Below are 17,323 nucleotides of genomic sequence, written 5' to 3'. Positions count from 1 at the left end.
TGAAAGATTTATAGTAAAATTAATATATGACAAAACATATTAATTTACATAAAAATTATACTTCAAATCGTGGAAATTATCAATTAAAACTTCCACTAAATATTGAATACATGATTCCAAATAATGATTCGGTGCGTTTGCTAAGTCAATTTGTAGAAGAGATAGATTTAACAGATTTATATTCGACTTATTTCCGATTAAGTTAAAATCAGGCTACGCCTCGTTTTTAACTTTTACTGCTTTCTTCTATTATATTGATACATTCCAAGACTGACCACTATACCTGATACTAATCCAATTATATGTGCCTTATTATCAATATTAGGCATACTTAATCCGATTATTATATTTATAAAAATTACTGCTATTATATTATATAAAAGTCCTTTTCCAATTTTTCCTTTTGCATTATACGCAAATATTAGTACTGCCCCTAATACTCCAAAAATAGCACCTGATGCTCCAATAGCTACTCCATTTAGTGTAAATGAGCTTAAAATAGAAGCTGTTAACCCAGCTATAAAATATATTATAAGAAAATTTTTAGTACCATAAACATTTTCAACTACTGGACCAATTGCATATAATGCATACATATTAAAAAATATATGAGCAACCCCTCCATGTAAAAACATACAGGTAATAAATCTATAAAACTGATTATTCAACAATGCTATATTTACTAATCCACCTAGTTTATATAAAACGCTTGTATTTATTTCCAGTACCCCTGCTCCTATTTTTAAATTTAAAAATAATGTTAGAATAAATGCAATTATATTTATAGCAATTATTATAGATGTACCTTTATTATTTTTTATAAAATTCTTTTTTTCAATAGTTCTATTAGTAATTATCTGCAAACTTTGTTCTATATCACTTCTAATTTTTTGTTCTATATTTCCTACATATTTTATACTTCTATTTTTAAAATCTAAAATAACCATATTATTTTGTATACATTTATATATAATTTCTTCGCTAATCATATTTATATCTACTACAAAATAGATTTCTATGGGAATATTAGAATTTCTAGTATTGCTTAAAATTATTTGTTTATATCCATTAAAATTTTCATATGTATCTTTATTTAAAAAGAGGATATAACATTGTTTATTATATTCCATTTTTGAAAGACACCATATATTTTTTACATTTTCATTCTCTTTAATTTCAATAAGATTATAATTCTTTTTATTTATTAATTCCTGAATTAATTCTCCATTGCAATCTTTCATATATAAAAAACTCTCCTAATTATTTAAAGGTTTCTTTAAAAACTCTTACTTCTTTTAAAAACCTTTATTTAAAATTTATCAAAATTTTCACTAATTTTATCAGAAGATTCCAAAAAATATTTATATACCCTAATGTTTTTTCTTCTTACAATTGTCACAGACACCTTCTAAAGTAATATCTCCACAGGTAACATAAAATCCAACTTCCTTTTTTATTAATTCTTTTATTTGTGGCATTGGACATTCATATTCTACCTCTTTATTGCATATAGAACACTTTATTAAATGCTTATGTCCCTTTGTCTTTAAGCTATAACTGTACTTTCCCTCATCTAGATACCACCTATTTATTATACTATTTTTATAAAAATTTTCTAAAGTTCTATATATCGTAGATAAATCTATATTAATTTTATCATTATATAACATTCTATGTATATCTTCCGCTGTTAAAGATTTATTACTCTCTTTTAAAATATGCAAAATATTAATTCTGGCCTTTGTAACCTTTATACCAATATCTCTTAAATATTCTTCTTCGTTCATACTTAATTCCCTCCAATCCTATGTTTTATTTTAACATAGGTTAAGTCAAAATTAAACTCAATAACACTAGCTTTTTCAACAAAAAATGATATTTAAGCTAATTTATTTCAGCCCAAATATCATTCTTATTTTCTCTAATCTTTATAAAATATTTTTTAAATTTTCATCTCTATACATCTTAAAAATTCCTATTGCAAATAATACCACTGCAAAAATTAATACGAATACTATATTAATATAAACTTCACTAAAACTTTTACCATATTGCATAGCTTCTATAGTTTTTATAATCCATGCCTGTGGAAATAAGTTCGAATAATTTTGAAGCCATTTTGGCATTATTTCAATTGGCCAATAACATCCTGCTAACATGCATGTTGGAACAATAAGAACATTAGATAGTTGCGATGCCTGTGAAATAGTTTTTGAAAACGCTGATATAACTATGCCAAAACCTATACATGCCAATCCAAAACTACACAATATCATAAACATTATTGGTGTACTTATGTAAAAACTCATCTTAAATACCTTTAAAGACATAAATAATATTAACAATATTTGTATTAAAAAAATTACGAAATTAGCTAAAATATTAGAAATTATATACTCTGTTTTACTAACTGGGGCACAAAATGTTCTAAAATATGTCCTATTACACTTATCTTTCATTATAAAATTAGAAGTTACACTAGATGCCATAAGCATAAAGACCAGTAAAAAACCTATACTTTGTCTTGTTACACTTTTTGTTACACTAATATCCTTAATTGCAACATCCTTTAACTTTAATTTTTTATCTTTATATCCTTTATAAATCTTATCAAATATTTTATTATTATTATTTGATGCCTTTCCTATATGGCTAAGATTTTCTACATAATAATTAACATAGTTCTCTATCCATGAAGTTATATCCTGACCTCTTAAAGAAATTATATTTAATTTTTTTATGTCACCTTTATATACCTCTTTATCAAATCCTTTGGGAATTACTAAAATACAATCCACATATTTATTCAACAAGCTTTCTTCAATATATTTTTCATCTACTTTTTGAATTGTAAAATTTTTATTGTCTCCTATTGATTTAACCATATCTTGCGATAAATATGTATTATTCAAATCTACTAATCCAACCTTAGTTAAAGATTGAGTATTGTTATTTACTCCTAAGGATATAAGTATTCCAATAATAGGCAACAATATAAAAGTTAATAAATTAGATTTTCTTCTAAAAGCTTGTTTTAATATATTTTTAGTAATAGAAAGTATATTGTTCATATTATGCCACTTCCCTTCTCGAAAAAATTAAAGGAATCATTAGAAATACTAAAGCAATTATACAATTAACCAAAATAGCTGTAGACGTCACTGATAAATCCCCACCATAAATTATTCTAAATATAGCATCATTAGTCCACTTTATTGGTGATATCTTAGACATATTATTTAAAACATTACTTCCTAATAAATTTAAAGGAATATATCCTCCCCCTAGGAAAACAAATATTGGAATAATCATATTTAAAGCTACAGACATTATATTTTCATTTTTGATTAAGACGGCCATTCCAACACCTATAGAAACTGCCATAACAATTAATGAAAAAGAAATTAAAAGTATAGCTCCTACGTTACTTCCCCAATCACTTTTTAAAATATATTTTGTAAATAAAAAAATAATACTAACTTGAATTATAGTTATGCTTATACATCCTAAAATTTTTCCTATAAAAATTTTCCCTAGTGATATACCACTACAACGTATTCTCTCTAGAGTTCTTCTTCTCTTTTCTGAAAGTATAGACATAGCGCCTGTTGCTATACTATATAAAATTATCATAGTAAACATTGTTATAGTATAATAATCTATTGCTCTTGGTGCACGTTTCGCATTTAAAGATCTTACTTTAACATAACTTGGCTCTTTATTTTCCTTTATATTTCTTATTCCCCTAGGATTAACTTCTACTATCTGTTCCATTACATTAGATCTTTGAACAAATGTATCTATTAAAGTATGAATTAAACTAGCATTGAATTCTCTAAGATTATTTGTACTTATATTTATATACTTATCATCTTTAATTTCTATATAAGAATCATATTTACCATTTTTAATTAATTCTACAGCTTTATTTTTATTATCTATTTTCTTAAACTCCAGGTTCATACTTTTTTCCATGTCTTTCATAAAACTTTCAAAAGTTTTAGTTATCTTGACATTTTTATTTAAAGTATATACTACCTTCATCTTAGGAATACTCCCTGTATTGGAAAAATTCCCTTTAAATGCAGTTCCTAAAATTAAAATCATTACAATAGGGAATATAACCATCATAAACATACTTTTCTTATCACGTACATTTTGAATTAATTCTTTTTTAAAGATACTTATTATGCCCATTTGGTTTCCCCCTAATCTCTAAGTTTTTTTCCTGTAAGACTTAAAAAGATATGTTCTAAATCATTATTTTTACTTTCTATACTTTTAATTATCATATTATTTTTTGTTATAACTTCTATTACATCCTGTAGATCCATTTCATTAGAATTTCGTTTTATAATAATATTATTTTCTTCTACAACTACACTTTGTACACCTTTTAATTTATTTAATTCTTCTATATGTTCAACACTATGAACCTCTACGATAATAGTACTACAATCGGTATATTTCTGTATTAAGTCATGTTTTTCTCCCTCTGCTATAACTTTTCCTTGATCCATTATAGCAAGATTAGAACATATAGCTTCAACTTCCTCCATATAATGACTAGTATATATAATCGTACATCCTCGTCTATTTAATTCCTTTATTGACTCTAAAATATGATTTCTTGATTGAGGATCTATTCCCACTGTTGGTTCATCCATTACTATTAATCTTGGCTCATGTACTATTGCACAAGCAATATTAAGTCTTCTTTTCATTCCTCCAGAAAATTTTGCTGGATATTCTTTTGCCTTATCCTTAAGTCCTACGAACTCTAAAGTTTCCGCAACTCTTTTCTTCAGTTCTTTCCCTTTTACTCCATATAAAGAAGCAAAAAATGCTATATTCTCATAGGCAGTTAAATCTTCATATATTGCTATATCTTGAGGTACAACTCCTAGATTCTTTTTTATATCTCTAGCTTTTTTATTCATAGGCTTATTAAAAATATTTATATCTCCACTATCTTTAGATAGGAGACCACATATAATATTTATAGTAGTACTTTTTCCAGCACCATTAGGACCTAATAGTCCATATATTTGTCCCTCTTCTATGTTTAAGCTAATATCTTTAACTGCCATATGTTGTCCAAATCTTTTACATAAATTTTTTATTTCAACCAAACTCATATTATCAGCTCCTATGATTAAAAACTTTATTTTATTTACTCTTTAAATGCTACTAGAAAATTAAAACTTAAAAAAATTAAAAAACTTATCAAAATTCCTCCTGAATAAATTAATACAAGAGTACTACATAAACATAAACAAAAAGCCCATATCCCATATATAAGAGCCTGTGGAATTGTTTTTATAGCTATTAATTTAGAAAAACTATATAATAAACTTAAAATTAATATTACTAGAAAAATATTTAATTTCAATTTATTGTTTAATATGTAGAAGAATATATTATATAAAATCACAACTTCCCACAAAGAATAACAAAGAGGTCTAATAATTCCTGTGTATAACGGCCTATTTCTATTAAATTTTATCCATTTTATTTCTTGCATTTGTTTTCTGCTATCCTGTTTCATAATAACTTCAACTAGTACGATCATAACAAAAAATAAAATTTGAATTATAGTAAAAAAACTTAAAAGAAAAAGAAAAACACTTTTTATTATTCCTATAGTTGGTACAATTTTAATTAACATCTTAAACCCTTTGAATGTTCCGAACAAAATAGGTATTAATGTTAAAATCCCTAGATAAATTACTTTAACACCTTCCATAAAACTTTCTTTAGAAAGATTACATAATCCATTAAACCATAAATAACATTTTTTAATCCATAAAACATTCTTTATGTTTATTCTCATAAAAATATATAAAAAATACACATATATAAAAAGGAAGATTATAATCATAAACTTATTTAAATATTCCATTATTCTCTTCCTCCTTTTATAAGAATAAGTACATTACCTATACAATGAGTTATTATAGGTACAACAATACAATATCCACTTAAATAATATATTAATCCATAAATTAAACCACTCCATATTTTTGATAAAAATATTTCTTTACCCATTAAAATATGATTTAATGCATATACTATTGAAGTAATAATCAAAATGATAATTGTATTTATGTTAAATACATTAGCTAAAATATAAAACCACATTAATCTATAAACTAGTTCTTCAAAGGCTCCTATCAATGCAGTACAAATTATACTCTTAGAATCACATTTTTTCCAAGCTGATAATATTTTTACCCCTTCTATATCAATACCTTTTGCCTTCAAACATAATGCCACTACAGAAATTTCTCCCAAAAATACTATAGGAATAGTCGCTATCCCCAGAAAGTACCATAGATCTCCACAAATTAATCTTGGTTTTAATGCTGTAGGCATTAATATAAAAACTGTTAAAACTATAAAAATATAAGTAATTAATAAACCTTTTAAAAGTTTTTCTAATTCTATACCACCTTTTTTAGCATTTAAAAAACATTGAGATAAAATTGTGGGGTTGAAAGTAAATAGTATTATTAATAAACTAAGGCATTGGATGCGGATATTCATTCTTTATCCCCCCATATTGCTTCATTCTTGGATGGTTTGCAAATGGAAAATCTGGTATACACATTTCTAATAACTCTGGTACTAGTACCCTCATAACATACCACCCTTTATCTCTAGTTTCTGGCGGTGTTATATCCATAAATACTGCATATTCACTTACTTTCTTTAAATGTTTTAATATAAACTTTATATCCTCATCTATATTGTCTTTTCTTAAGTCTTCTAAACTAGATAATTTAATTTCATCATCTATTAAATCTTTTATGAGATTTTGTTTTTCCTCTATTTTCTTAGGAATACTATAAAATAAAACATTACTATCTAAATCTAAAAATCTAGGATTTTCTCCGCTCATAGCTTTTAAAGTTTCCGTATTATATATTGTATTAAAATAGGAACTATATGAAATAGCTGCCGCTTCCATTATTCCTCTAGTCATAGCTTGTACAGGATCTAAGTCACCTTGTACTCCAAATAACAAATAAGGCATAGTTTTATCTTTTCTCTCTAAAAATACACCTAAAGTATGAATAGGAAGTTCTTCTAAAGTCATATAAAGAGGAATAATATTATAGTCTGAGTTATTACCTAGATTAACATCTTCTAGTACTTTATTAATTATAGGATTATCTATTTGTACTAATGAACACTTTCTTTTTGTATACCAACTTAACATAAATGCATCAATTTGAATATATTCAATTAAAGCATTTAATAAAGCCTTTTTTAAACTTTTATGTGATGCTGTTCCCGTACTAAAAGATGGTATATGATTTTTTTCTCCTTTTTCCAAATTAACATTATAACCAACAAACATCATTTTAGCCGGTACCCAAATCTTTTCTTCTGGATTAAATAAAGATGAACATTTTATCCATCCTATTACATCTTTTTCATCTATTTTTTTATTACACATAGTCATATTTAATTTATTATTTTCATTAACTTGTTTTTCCGTAAATACATCTATATATTTTAATGGTAATGTTTTACCCTTTTTAGAGATTTCCTCATATGTAGCATAAATAATTTTATCCTCTAATAATTTGCCTGCAACTACAGATGAATATCTTTCTATACTTTCTCCTGTATATTTTATCAGAGCCTCTTCATAGTGTGATCCATATCCTATAATATGATATTGTACCGTAGTAGAATTATCTATAACTTGCTTATGATAATTAGGCATATTTCCAGTAATACTTTTTAATGATACATCTTTTAAATGGTTAGTTAATGGGGCTGCTGAAGTGTTCATAATTCCACTTTGACTACTTGAAAAATTTTTAAATTCTTGAAAAACATTATTAAAACTAGGAGAATACTTAAGCATAACTTTAATCCTCAAGACTTTCTATTATATTTTTCATAACTACTCTAGTAGATACATTTATATCCTCTAGTTTAGCCTTAGCCACGTTTCCACATGCTTTACAAAAAGGTACTCTTAATACATCTTGTACTTGTATTTCTAATGTTGGAACATATATACTTAGCGCTCTCCCTTCAAACTTAGAACTTCCTGTATTAGCTATTAAGAATCCTTCTGAAACAAGTAAATTGCTCATAATATTCATTATTGGAATAATACCTTTATTTACTGGAAACTCTTCCTTGCATTTTTGTGATGCAAATTTATGATATAATATATGATCTTCTAGTCTTGCTAAAATTCTTTCTTCATAACATTCTAAACATCCGGTTTTCGGTGATTTAGTACTTAAAATATTTATAAAAGGACCATCTATAAAAGCAGTTACTACGGGAATATTATTGTATATACATACTCTATTTAAATTTCTAAGCATACTTATGCTAACCTGTTGCATACAAAGAAGTATACAACAATATCCGCCTAATTCCTGTTTTAACTTTTCTAAATTTTGTTTCATACTTAAAGCATCTAAATTTGATGTTACATCTATTGATGTTATAAGATTTTTTAAATCTTTAGAACATACATCTAAATCTAAATCTATAGATTTTGAAAGTTCCTTTACTATCTTATTTTCATAATCACTATCACCTATAAATAATAATTTTTTTTCATTATCTTTAACTGGCGCAAGATATCTAAAATCACCCAAAAGTATTTTACTTATTTCATTATGAATATCCGAATCTTCTTTGCTACAAATCATACCTGATTGCCATAATGCTTCCATAGTTCCTAATATATTGGCTTTATCATTATCATTTAAATCACTTTTTTCAATTTCTTCTAAAGTAATACTATTGCCTTTTTCCATATTATTTATGAAAGTTTTTATAACTTTTTTAAAGCTTTCACTTTCTTCTTTTAAATCTAATGTTGCTTCATTATAATTCCATAATCCCATTCTAAAGATTATTTCATCTTTATTTAAAGTAAGTATTCTTAAATTATTATTAAAAACATATTCTTTTATTTTGTCCACAATCTATTCCTCCTGTACCCCAACTAACGTCATATGAATCATATGTTTTAAAACTCCATCAAGTCCTAAAAGTTCTTCTACATGTTGTTTTTCATATCCCCCAATATCGCATGCACCATATGCTAAAGCAGTTGATACTAGTTGAAGATTTTGAGCTATTTCACCTGTTTCTATGAATGCATATGCCATACCCGCATCACCATATTTTCTAGTATTAATAGGTAAATTATATATGTAAAATACAATAACATTGGCTTTTTCTGCATTAATAAATGCAAATTCAGCTAAAGATCTAATTTCTTTCTCGTTTATATTACCTGAAACCTTTTTTAAGGCATGGGCATAAGGATAATATCTATATATACCATCTTCTAAATCTTTTACATTATTTATATATAGGTATAGTTCTATTGGATATAGTCCACCAGCCGATGGTGCATTTCTAAGCTTCAAATTTTTATTTTCCATAGAACCATAAGCAGGTACTTCAGCCGATATTCCTTGACTATAGTATAAAATATTAGATAAATCTTTTAAATGCATAGAATTACCACTAAATTTCCTTACGCTTCTTCTATTAATTATAGCTGTAGATAACGCTACCTTTACCTTTGTATGTATTGGCAATTTAATAATATCTTCTAAGTCCTCATTAAATTCTAAATTAGTTGCTGTAGCTATAGCCTCTTGTTTTATAAAATTAGATATTCCAATTTTATAACCTATGTAATCATTATTTGTCTTATAATTTAAGAGATATTGTTCTCCTAAAAATCTATTTTCTTTAGAAGTTAAATTACTTTTTATAATATTATCAGAAATTTTAACCACAGTACTTTCTACATAAGGTGACATATTTAAATATTGTGTATTAAAAGAAATTATTTCTTTACTTTCTATAGAACTCAATGTTCTTTTTTCTTTATTTTTTTCTTTATTTTTATTTAAAAGCATACTACTCTCCTTTTCAATTAAAGATAAAACACCATTATTTTTAAGTTAATAATAAAATAGACCGTATTACACTGCTTCATTATAAAATTTAGCATTGCATAACAGCCTTATTCAAATATTAAAGTAGTATTAAAATAATATCATAAATAAATTCTTAATTAAGTTTTTGAACTATATCCCCCATCATTATTTGATGGGGGATTGTCCAAAAATAGTATTTTAAAAAATACTATTTTCCTGGAGTTGGAACTGTGCTTGTAGCTGTACCACCATTAACTCCTACAGATACACAGCAGCAGCAACAACAACAGCAGCATCCGCCTGGTGCTAATTGAACGTTTTCCTTTTTAGCACTTGTTGCTAATACATTTTTTTCAAACTTTAACATAAAATCTCCCCCTTATGCTAAACTATATATAAGGTAAATGAATTCTTTCATCACCTTTCTCTTATATTATACACGATTTTAATACAAAGTTAAATATATTTAAACTTTTTTTTAAATTTTTTTTAATAATTCTTTGTTATCTACAATTTTTGAACAAAAATAAAGAGAGTTGTATTAAAATTTATAATATCCTTCTAATTCATCTCTCTTTAACTTAATTATTAATATTCATTTATAATTTATATTATTTTAATGCCTCTAAAACTTTCAATATATATCCATATACTCTATCTGTAGATGAAACACTTAAATGTTCTTTTGGTGTGTGTACATCAAAAATATTAGGTCCCACAGAAATCATATCCATTTCTCTATTAAACTTGCCACTAAACAATCCACATTCTAACCCCGCATGTATTGCTGAAATTTCTGGTTCTTCTTTATATAACTCTTTATATACACCTACCAAAGTTTCTCTTAGTTTAGAATCAGGATTGTATTGCCATTCTGGGTAATTTGCCAATAATTCAATTTTAGCTCCATACAAACTTGATATTAGTTTGCCTTTGTTACAAATAAACTCTTTTAATGTACCAACAGAACTTCTAACTGTACTTTCAAAATGTACACTTTTATCTGTTGTTGCCACGATTCCTAAATTAGTAGAACTTTCTACTAATCCTTCTATAGCTTTACTCATAGTTTCTATTCCATTAGGAATTAACATTAAAGTGCCTATAGTTTTCTCTGTACTTTCTTTTGTAAACATATCTATAGACTTAATTACCTTATTTAGTGATACTTCTACTTCTTTATCTTGAGCATTTAATTCTACTTTAAGTATTTTATTCCATTTATCAATATTTTCTTGCAAATTTACAATTTCATTATCTTGTATTGCTATTATCGCTTCACTTTCCCTTGGAATTGCATTCATTTTAGCTCCACCATTAATAGAAACTAAATTAAATTTAACTTTAGAACTTAAATCATATAAAATTCGTCCTAAAATCTTATTTGCATTTCCTCTTTGCTTGTCTATTTCCATTCCTGAATGTCCACCTTGAAGACCATGAACAAAAACCCTATAACATTGTTTTTCGTTTTGTTCTTTTATTATAGGAAGTGTTATTACTTCTCTTACTCCACCTGAACAACTTACTAATAACTTACCTTCCTCTTCAGAATCTATGTTTATCATTCTTCTACCTTTTATATTCTTAGGATCTAAATGTTGAGCTCCTCCCATACCTACTTCCTCTTCTGTAGTAGCTAATAATTCAATTGGAGGATGACTAATATCATTAGAATCTAAAATAGCTAATCCCATTGCTATAGCTATACCATCATCTGCACCTAATGTTGTTTTATTAGCTCGTAGAACATCACCTTCTACTAAAAAATCTATTGGATCTTTTAAAAAATTATGATCACTACATGCATCTTTTTCACAAACCATATCCATATGTCCTTGGATTACAACTATTGGTGAATTTTCATAACCTTTAGTACCTGGTTTTCTTATAATAACATTTAAAGCTTCATCTTGTATAACTTCTAAATTACGGTCTTTTCCAAATTGTACCAACCAATCACTTATTTCCTTCTCATTTTTAGATCCTCTTGGATGTTGATTCATTTCTTTAAAGAATTGAAATACTTTATAACTTTCTAGTGTTTTTAAACTATCTAACATTATTTATCATCCTTTCTATATAAACATCATTTTTATTCCAAAGAATAGTAAGATAATTCCTCCAATATAATCTGCATATTTTTGAAATACTTCTATTTTATTTAATAATTTAGAAATTAAAAAGGCAACTGTAGTCATAATCAAAGTTACTAAGCCTATTATTATTGTACAATTTATTAAAACACCTACCGAATTAAGATCATTTAATACAGTAAATCCAATTACCATTGCATCTATACTAACAGATATTCCTAATATAATATTTGTTTTAAGATTTAATAATATATTTTTCTTATTTTTTTCCATTCCTTCTTTTATCATAATAACTCCTACTAAAGATATAACACATCCCCCTAGAATTTTAGGTACTGAGGCTATGTATGTACTAAATAGAATACCTCCATACCCTCCAATAAATGCAAATAAAAATTGAAAGAATGCAAAAGAAAAAATAAAACCTATTTTATTTTTAAATTTTACCTCTGGGTTTAATCCGATTCCTAAAGCCACTCCAAAAGCATCTAAAGCTAAAGCTAAAGCAATAACCAATAAATAATTTAAATTCATTTTTATCCTCCTACTATTAAACTATTATTATTACTATTACTAATATTTAAAAATAATTCTTAGTTTAAAATAAGAAGATTTAATTTTATTTTGATAAATTTATCCATTATAATAATAATATCATTATCCTATATTAATTTCAAAATATTATTAACTTATTATCACTATTAAAAATTTGTGCATATAATAATTGTGAGATAATTTATGAAAGGATAATTTGTATGGAAATTTCTATACCTAAATATTTAAAATCTTTTATAAGGGTGCTTCATGCCTCCCCAAAAACTCCTACTGTAGACATTTATATAAATAATTCTCCTGTCATTAAAGAACTAAGATATAGAGGCTTTACTGAATATATGCCTGTTGCTGCTGGTACCTATAATATAAAAATTTATGTTTCAGGTACAAATACAGTTTTATTAAATGACACTGTAACAATAGATCCAAACAAAATACTTACTATAGCTGCTATAGGTTTAGGCCCTAAATCACTATCACTTTTCCCAGTATTAGATCCAAAGTTAAATATAGATAATACTAAAGCCTACTTAAGATTTATTCAGCTTTCACCAAATACACCACCTGTAGATATAGTAACTTCTAATGGTATAAGATTATTTAAAAATACATCATATAAACAAAAACAAAACTATATTCAACTAAATCCACAAATTTACGCGGTAGATATGAAGTTAGCGGATACTACAACTTCAATTTTATATGTGCCAAATATAAAATTAATGCCAAATAAATTTTACACTATTTATTCAGTAGGTTTATTAAATGACAATCCTCCTTTACAAGTATTAATTCCTCTTGATGGAAATTCTTATATAAGTTTCTATAGTTAGTTTTTAAAGGTATATTTCATAAAAAAAGAGATTAAATAATTTTAATTATCTAATCTCTTTTTTATCTGTTTATTTTAATCTTTCTTCTAATTCTTTTCTAAGTTCTCCGTAACCTGGCTTTCCAAGAAGTGCAAACATATTCTTTTTATATGCTTCAACTCCTGGTTGATTAAATGGATTAACACCTAATAAATATCCACTTACTCCACAAGCTTTTTCAAAGAAATATACAAGATATCCAAAATAATAAGGAGTTATTTCTGGAATATTTATAATTATATTTGGTACTCCTCCATCATTATGTGCAAGTACTGTTCCTTCAAAGGCCTTCTTATTTACAAAATCTATAGTTTTATCTTGTAAATAATTTAATCCATCTAAATCTTCTTCAAAAGCTTTTAGGGTAATTTCCTTAGTTGCTTTTTCTACATTAATCACTGTTTCAAAGATATTTCTCATTCCATCTTGTATATATTGCCCCATAGAATGTAAATCTGTTGAGAAATTAACAGAAGCAGGGAAAATTCCTTTTCCATCTTTTCCTTCACTTTCTCCATACAATTGCTTCCACCATTCTGAAAAATATTGAAGCCTTGGTTCATAGTTAACTAAAATTTCAGTTGTTTTACCTTTTCTATATAGTGCATTTCTAGCCGCTACATAAGAATAACATGGATTTTCTTTTATTGATGGTCTATCAAAATCTCTTCTAGCTTCTTTTGCCCCTTCTAACATTTCATCAATATTAACTCCAGCTGTAGCTATAGGAAGCAATCCTACTGCTGTAAGAACTGAAAATCTTCCTCCAACATCATCAGGAATTACAAATGTTTCATATCCTTCCGAAGTGGCTAAAGTTTTTAAAGCACCTTTTTCTTTATCTGTAGTTGCAAAAATTCTTTCCTTTGCCCCTTCTTTTCCATATTTATTTTCCAATAGTTCTTTAAAAATTCTAAAAGCAATTGCAGGTTCTGTTGTTGTACCTGATTTAGAAACTACATTAACAGATATATCCTCATCTTTTACAAGTTCCACTAAATCACTAATATAAGTTGAGCTAATATTATTTCCAACAAAATAAATAGCCGGTGTTTTTCTCTTGTTTTTTGGAAGACAATTATAAAAAGAATTACTTAACATTTCAATAGCGGCTCTAGCACCTAAATACGAGCCTCCAATTCCTATAACTATCAATACATCTGAATTATTTTGTATCTTTTCTGCTGCTTTCTTTATTCTATTAAATTCATCCTTATTATAATCAACAGGTAAATCTAACCATCCTAAAAAGTCATTTCCTGCTCCATCTTTATTATGCAACTTACTATGAGCTTCTTTAACCATACCCTCCATCATATTTATCTCATCTTCCTTTAAATAAGGCATGGCTTTACTTAAATCAAGTTTAATCTTTGACATTATCTTCCCTCCCAAGTAATATATTTATATAAATATTTAAAGTAAAAATATTGAATTTCTATATACAATATCCTTTTTATTATACCTTTTTATAAAAATATTATCAATAATTCGCATATTTGCATTAACTTAAATCCTTATAATATAGATAGAAAAGCTAGGTACATTTATACCTAGCTTTTCTATCTATACTGTACTTAAACTTATTTGCCCACCATTTAATCTTGAAACCTCAGCTAACATCTGCATAACCTTATGATTTTTCATAAGATTTCTCACTTTTTCACTTTGTCCTATATTTTCATTACCATTTAATTCAATCTTATTTTCTCTAAAATCTAATTTAAATGTGTTCTCTTTTCTTTTTGTTTCTTTTTCTTTTTTTCTTATTTTATCATTTTTTTCTTCTGCTTCCATTATAAAATCTATTAATGTTTTCTTTGCTCTTTTAGCTGCCTCTTTTTCCTCTTTAGTTAATTCACATTCAAAACGCTGACCATTAACAACTACCCATCTTTTTTCTCCATCAATGCCAAGTTCCTCCCACTGACAATCAGGATTATTGGTAGTATAACTTACAATGTTATTAAAAGTTGCTTTATCTACATACATGGTTGTATTAGCAGCTGTTCCTTTATCTAAACTAAAACCTACACCATTAGGTTTTAAATAATCTCTTGCTCTATCTGAAATATTAACACTGTCTCTTCTAAGCTCTTTATATTTTAATTCTTCTTTTTCAATTGTATTCTTTTTTATCTTACTACCATCAATTGAAAATTCTTCACTATTTTGTTTATTAATTGATTTTTTTGTATATCCTAATAAACTTTTAATACTATTAATATTTATTCCCACAAAACCACCCCTTTTCCGTATTTTACTATAAATATTTCTATATTTTTATATTCGTTTTATTTTTCTTTCTCTTTATGTTTTCAACTACTTATAATTAATTTCTATTCACCTAAAACATTTACCTATTTTCTGCACCAAGGAAATAAATCTTAATATAATAATTAGTGTACAGTTATTAACTATTTACAGGGGATGAATAAATATGAAAAAACTAAAGCCTAAACATTATGATTTTTGTACTATTAAAGGATTAACTCCAGAACAAATTAGCCAACATTATAAGTTATATGTAGGATATGTTAATACAATAAATAAAATAGATAATTTTTCCAAAAACTATAAATGTTATCCTGGTCCAAATCCCACTTACAGTCCTATGAGATGCCTAAAATTGGGTGAAAGTTATTCTTTTGACGGTGTTAAACTTCATGAATTATATTTCGAAAACATTACTAATTCTAATTGTTATATTAGTGATAATTTAAAAAAATTAATATGTAGTCAATGGTGTTCATTTAATAATTTTTTAGGATATCTAAAATCCGTATGTCTTTCTATGCGAGGATGGGCAATAGTAACCTATGATTGTTTAACATGCTCTCTTAGAATTACAGGCTCTGACTTGCATGATGAAGGTGGACTATGGTGTGCATGTCCTATTTTAGTCATAGATGTATATGAACATGCATACTTTATGGACTTTGGTACAGATAGATCTAAATATGTAGATGTTATATTTGATAATTTAAATTGGAAAGTAATAAGTTTAAGGTTAGCCCAATGTTGTTGTTGTTAATATTTCATTATAAAAGGTTGGTTTAACCAACCTTTTATCTTACTAATGATAAGTACTAATTATTATGTTATAATTATTTATAATTATTTTATCTTAAAAACATAGGAGAATATTATATGAAAAAAATAACTTTATCTGAATTAATTCTATTAATAAATCAAACTGAAAAAGAAACCAATTATAACTTTTATAACGTTTTAAATAACAGTATAGTAATTAAGGATAGAGAATTAGATGGCAAAGAAACTATTTTAAATGAGATAAAAGAATTTGATCAAGAGTACAATCTTTATGTAGATTCCATAAATAAATTGGAATGTTATAAAAATAAATTATCTAAAGCTAATGCCACTTCTATAGCCTATAAAGATATGACTATTTTAGAAACCTTAAATAATATCAATAACTTAAAAAAGCAATTAAATTTACTAGAAGAATTATGTGATAAAACTCCCTCTTTAAAAAGATGTTTTGATGGTAATGGTTCTAATGCATATTATAAAGTAGAAAAGTTAAACTTCGACTTGGATATATACAGTAATAAAAAACATAAAATTCAATTACAAATTAATACTTTAGAATCAGCTATTCAACAAGCTAATGCAAATACTTTTGTGCAAATAGACTAGAATAATACCCAAATAAGTTCTTTCAGTTATATTTTAAAATCTATTTAAAGACAAAATATATAATGATAAATTAAAGTAAAGTGTAAAATGTATATTATCAAAATTTATTAATTACTTGTAATCTTTAAATTGCATTATTAAAGTGTATCTATTAATGATTAAACATATATATAACTTTAAGTCTTATTTGCTTATTATA

18 protein-coding genes are annotated in these 17,323 nt (G+C 25.9%); 3 read left to right on the top strand and 15 right to left on the bottom strand.

Annotated features, from left to right (window positions below; translation table 11 throughout):
* Positions 1-233: 233 nt before the first annotated feature.
* The 13 genes from QOZ93_RS00885 to QOZ93_RS00825 all read right to left on the bottom strand — a co-directional run bounded on the left by QOZ93_RS00885 (position 234) and on the right by QOZ93_RS00825 (position 12,568).
* Positions 234-1,241 (bottom strand): rhomboid family intramembrane serine protease, encoded by a 1,008-nt coding sequence (locus QOZ93_RS00885; protein ID WP_307354762.1) that lies wholly within the window; start codon positions 1,239-1,241, stop codon positions 234-236.
* A gap of 129 nt (positions 1,242-1,370) precedes the next feature.
* A complete protein-coding gene (locus QOZ93_RS00880; RefSeq protein WP_111943813.1) occupies positions 1,371-1,787 on the bottom strand; it encodes a Fur family transcriptional regulator in 417 nt (138 codons plus the stop codon).
* 141 nt (positions 1,788-1,928) lie between these two features.
* Positions 1,929-3,071, bottom strand: a complete 1,143-nt coding sequence (locus tag QOZ93_RS00875) for an ABC transporter permease (protein ID WP_307354761.1) — start codon at positions 3,069-3,071, stop codon at positions 1,929-1,931.
* A gap of 1 nt (position 3,072) precedes the next feature.
* Complete coding sequence (locus QOZ93_RS00870) at positions 3,073-4,197, bottom strand: SagG family ABC transporter permease subunit (RefSeq protein ID WP_307354760.1); 1,125 nt, start codon at positions 4,195-4,197, stop codon at positions 3,073-3,075.
* A gap of 11 nt (positions 4,198-4,208) precedes the next feature.
* Positions 4,209-5,138 (bottom strand): ABC transporter ATP-binding protein, encoded by a 930-nt coding sequence (locus QOZ93_RS00865; protein ID WP_111943819.1) that lies wholly within the window; start codon positions 5,136-5,138, stop codon positions 4,209-4,211.
* Positions 5,139-5,173: 35 nt separating this feature from the next.
* Positions 5,174-5,902 (bottom strand): SagF family protein, encoded by a 729-nt coding sequence (locus QOZ93_RS00860; protein ID WP_307354759.1) that lies wholly within the window; start codon positions 5,900-5,902, stop codon positions 5,174-5,176.
* Positions 5,902-6,546, bottom strand: a complete 645-nt coding sequence (locus QOZ93_RS00855; RefSeq protein WP_307354758.1) for a CPBP family glutamic-type intramembrane protease — start codon at positions 6,544-6,546, stop codon at positions 5,902-5,904. Before QOZ93_RS00855 ends, QOZ93_RS00860 begins: the two co-directional genes overlap by 1 nt.
* The gene (locus QOZ93_RS00850; protein ID WP_307354757.1) at positions 6,521-7,879 is read right to left on the bottom strand and encodes a YcaO-like family protein; all 1,359 of its coding nucleotides are present in this window, start codon (positions 7,877-7,879) and stop codon (positions 6,521-6,523) included. Before QOZ93_RS00850 ends, QOZ93_RS00855 begins: the two co-directional genes overlap by 26 nt.
* 4 nt (positions 7,880-7,883) lie before the next feature.
* On the bottom strand, positions 7,884-8,963 hold the full coding sequence (locus QOZ93_RS00845; RefSeq protein ID WP_307354756.1) for a streptolysin associated protein SagC: 1,080 nt from the start codon (positions 8,961-8,963) through the stop codon (positions 7,884-7,886).
* Positions 8,964-8,966: 3 nt separating this feature from the next.
* The gene (locus tag QOZ93_RS00840) at positions 8,967-9,917 is read right to left on the bottom strand and encodes a SagB/ThcOx family dehydrogenase (protein ID WP_307354755.1); all 951 of its coding nucleotides are present in this window, start codon (positions 9,915-9,917) and stop codon (positions 8,967-8,969) included.
* A gap of 229 nt (positions 9,918-10,146) precedes the next feature.
* The gene (locus QOZ93_RS00835; RefSeq protein ID WP_111943829.1) at positions 10,147-10,305 is read right to left on the bottom strand and encodes a clostridolysin BstA family TOMM peptide; all 159 of its coding nucleotides are present in this window, start codon (positions 10,303-10,305) and stop codon (positions 10,147-10,149) included.
* A 244-nt stretch (positions 10,306-10,549) separates the two neighbouring features.
* Entirely contained in the window at positions 10,550-12,001 is a 1,452-nt protein-coding gene (locus QOZ93_RS00830; protein ID WP_307354754.1) for an aminoacyl-histidine dipeptidase, read from the bottom strand.
* A 15-nt stretch (positions 12,002-12,016) separates the two neighbouring features.
* A complete protein-coding gene (locus QOZ93_RS00825; protein ID WP_307354753.1) occupies positions 12,017-12,568 on the bottom strand; it encodes a manganese efflux pump in 552 nt (183 codons plus the stop codon).
* 221 nt (positions 12,569-12,789) lie between these two features.
* Here QOZ93_RS00825 and QOZ93_RS00820 point away from each other — a divergent pair, with 221 nt between their 5' ends.
* The gene (locus tag QOZ93_RS00820; protein WP_307354752.1) at positions 12,790-13,422 is read left to right on the top strand and encodes a DUF4397 domain-containing protein; all 633 of its coding nucleotides are present in this window, start codon (positions 12,790-12,792) and stop codon (positions 13,420-13,422) included.
* A gap of 69 nt (positions 13,423-13,491) precedes the next feature.
* Here QOZ93_RS00820 and QOZ93_RS00815 read toward each other — a convergent pair whose 3' ends face one another.
* Complete coding sequence (locus tag QOZ93_RS00815) at positions 13,492-14,841, bottom strand: glucose-6-phosphate isomerase (RefSeq protein ID WP_307354751.1); 1,350 nt, start codon at positions 14,839-14,841, stop codon at positions 13,492-13,494.
* A 186-nt stretch (positions 14,842-15,027) separates the two neighbouring features.
* Positions 15,028-15,699, bottom strand: coding sequence for a hypothetical protein (locus tag QOZ93_RS00810; protein WP_307354750.1), 672 nt, complete (start codon positions 15,697-15,699; stop codon positions 15,028-15,030).
* 202 nt (positions 15,700-15,901) lie between these two features.
* On the opposite strand from QOZ93_RS00810, the gene QOZ93_RS00805 reads away from it, so the two are divergent.
* On the top strand, positions 15,902-16,495 hold the full coding sequence (locus QOZ93_RS00805; RefSeq protein ID WP_307354749.1) for a superoxide dismutase: 594 nt from the start codon (positions 15,902-15,904) through the stop codon (positions 16,493-16,495).
* Positions 16,496-16,611: 116 nt separating this feature from the next.
* Positions 16,612-17,124, top strand: a complete 513-nt coding sequence (locus QOZ93_RS00800) for a hypothetical protein (RefSeq protein WP_307354748.1) — start codon at positions 16,612-16,614, stop codon at positions 17,122-17,124.
* The last annotated feature ends 199 nt before the right edge of the window (positions 17,125-17,323 follow it).

The sequence above is a fragment of the Hathewaya limosa genome (assembly GCF_030815255.1).
Taxonomy (GTDB): domain Bacteria; phylum Bacillota; class Clostridia; order Clostridiales; family Clostridiaceae; genus Hathewaya; species Hathewaya limosa.
This window is presented reverse-complemented; position numbering and strand designations above follow the sequence as displayed.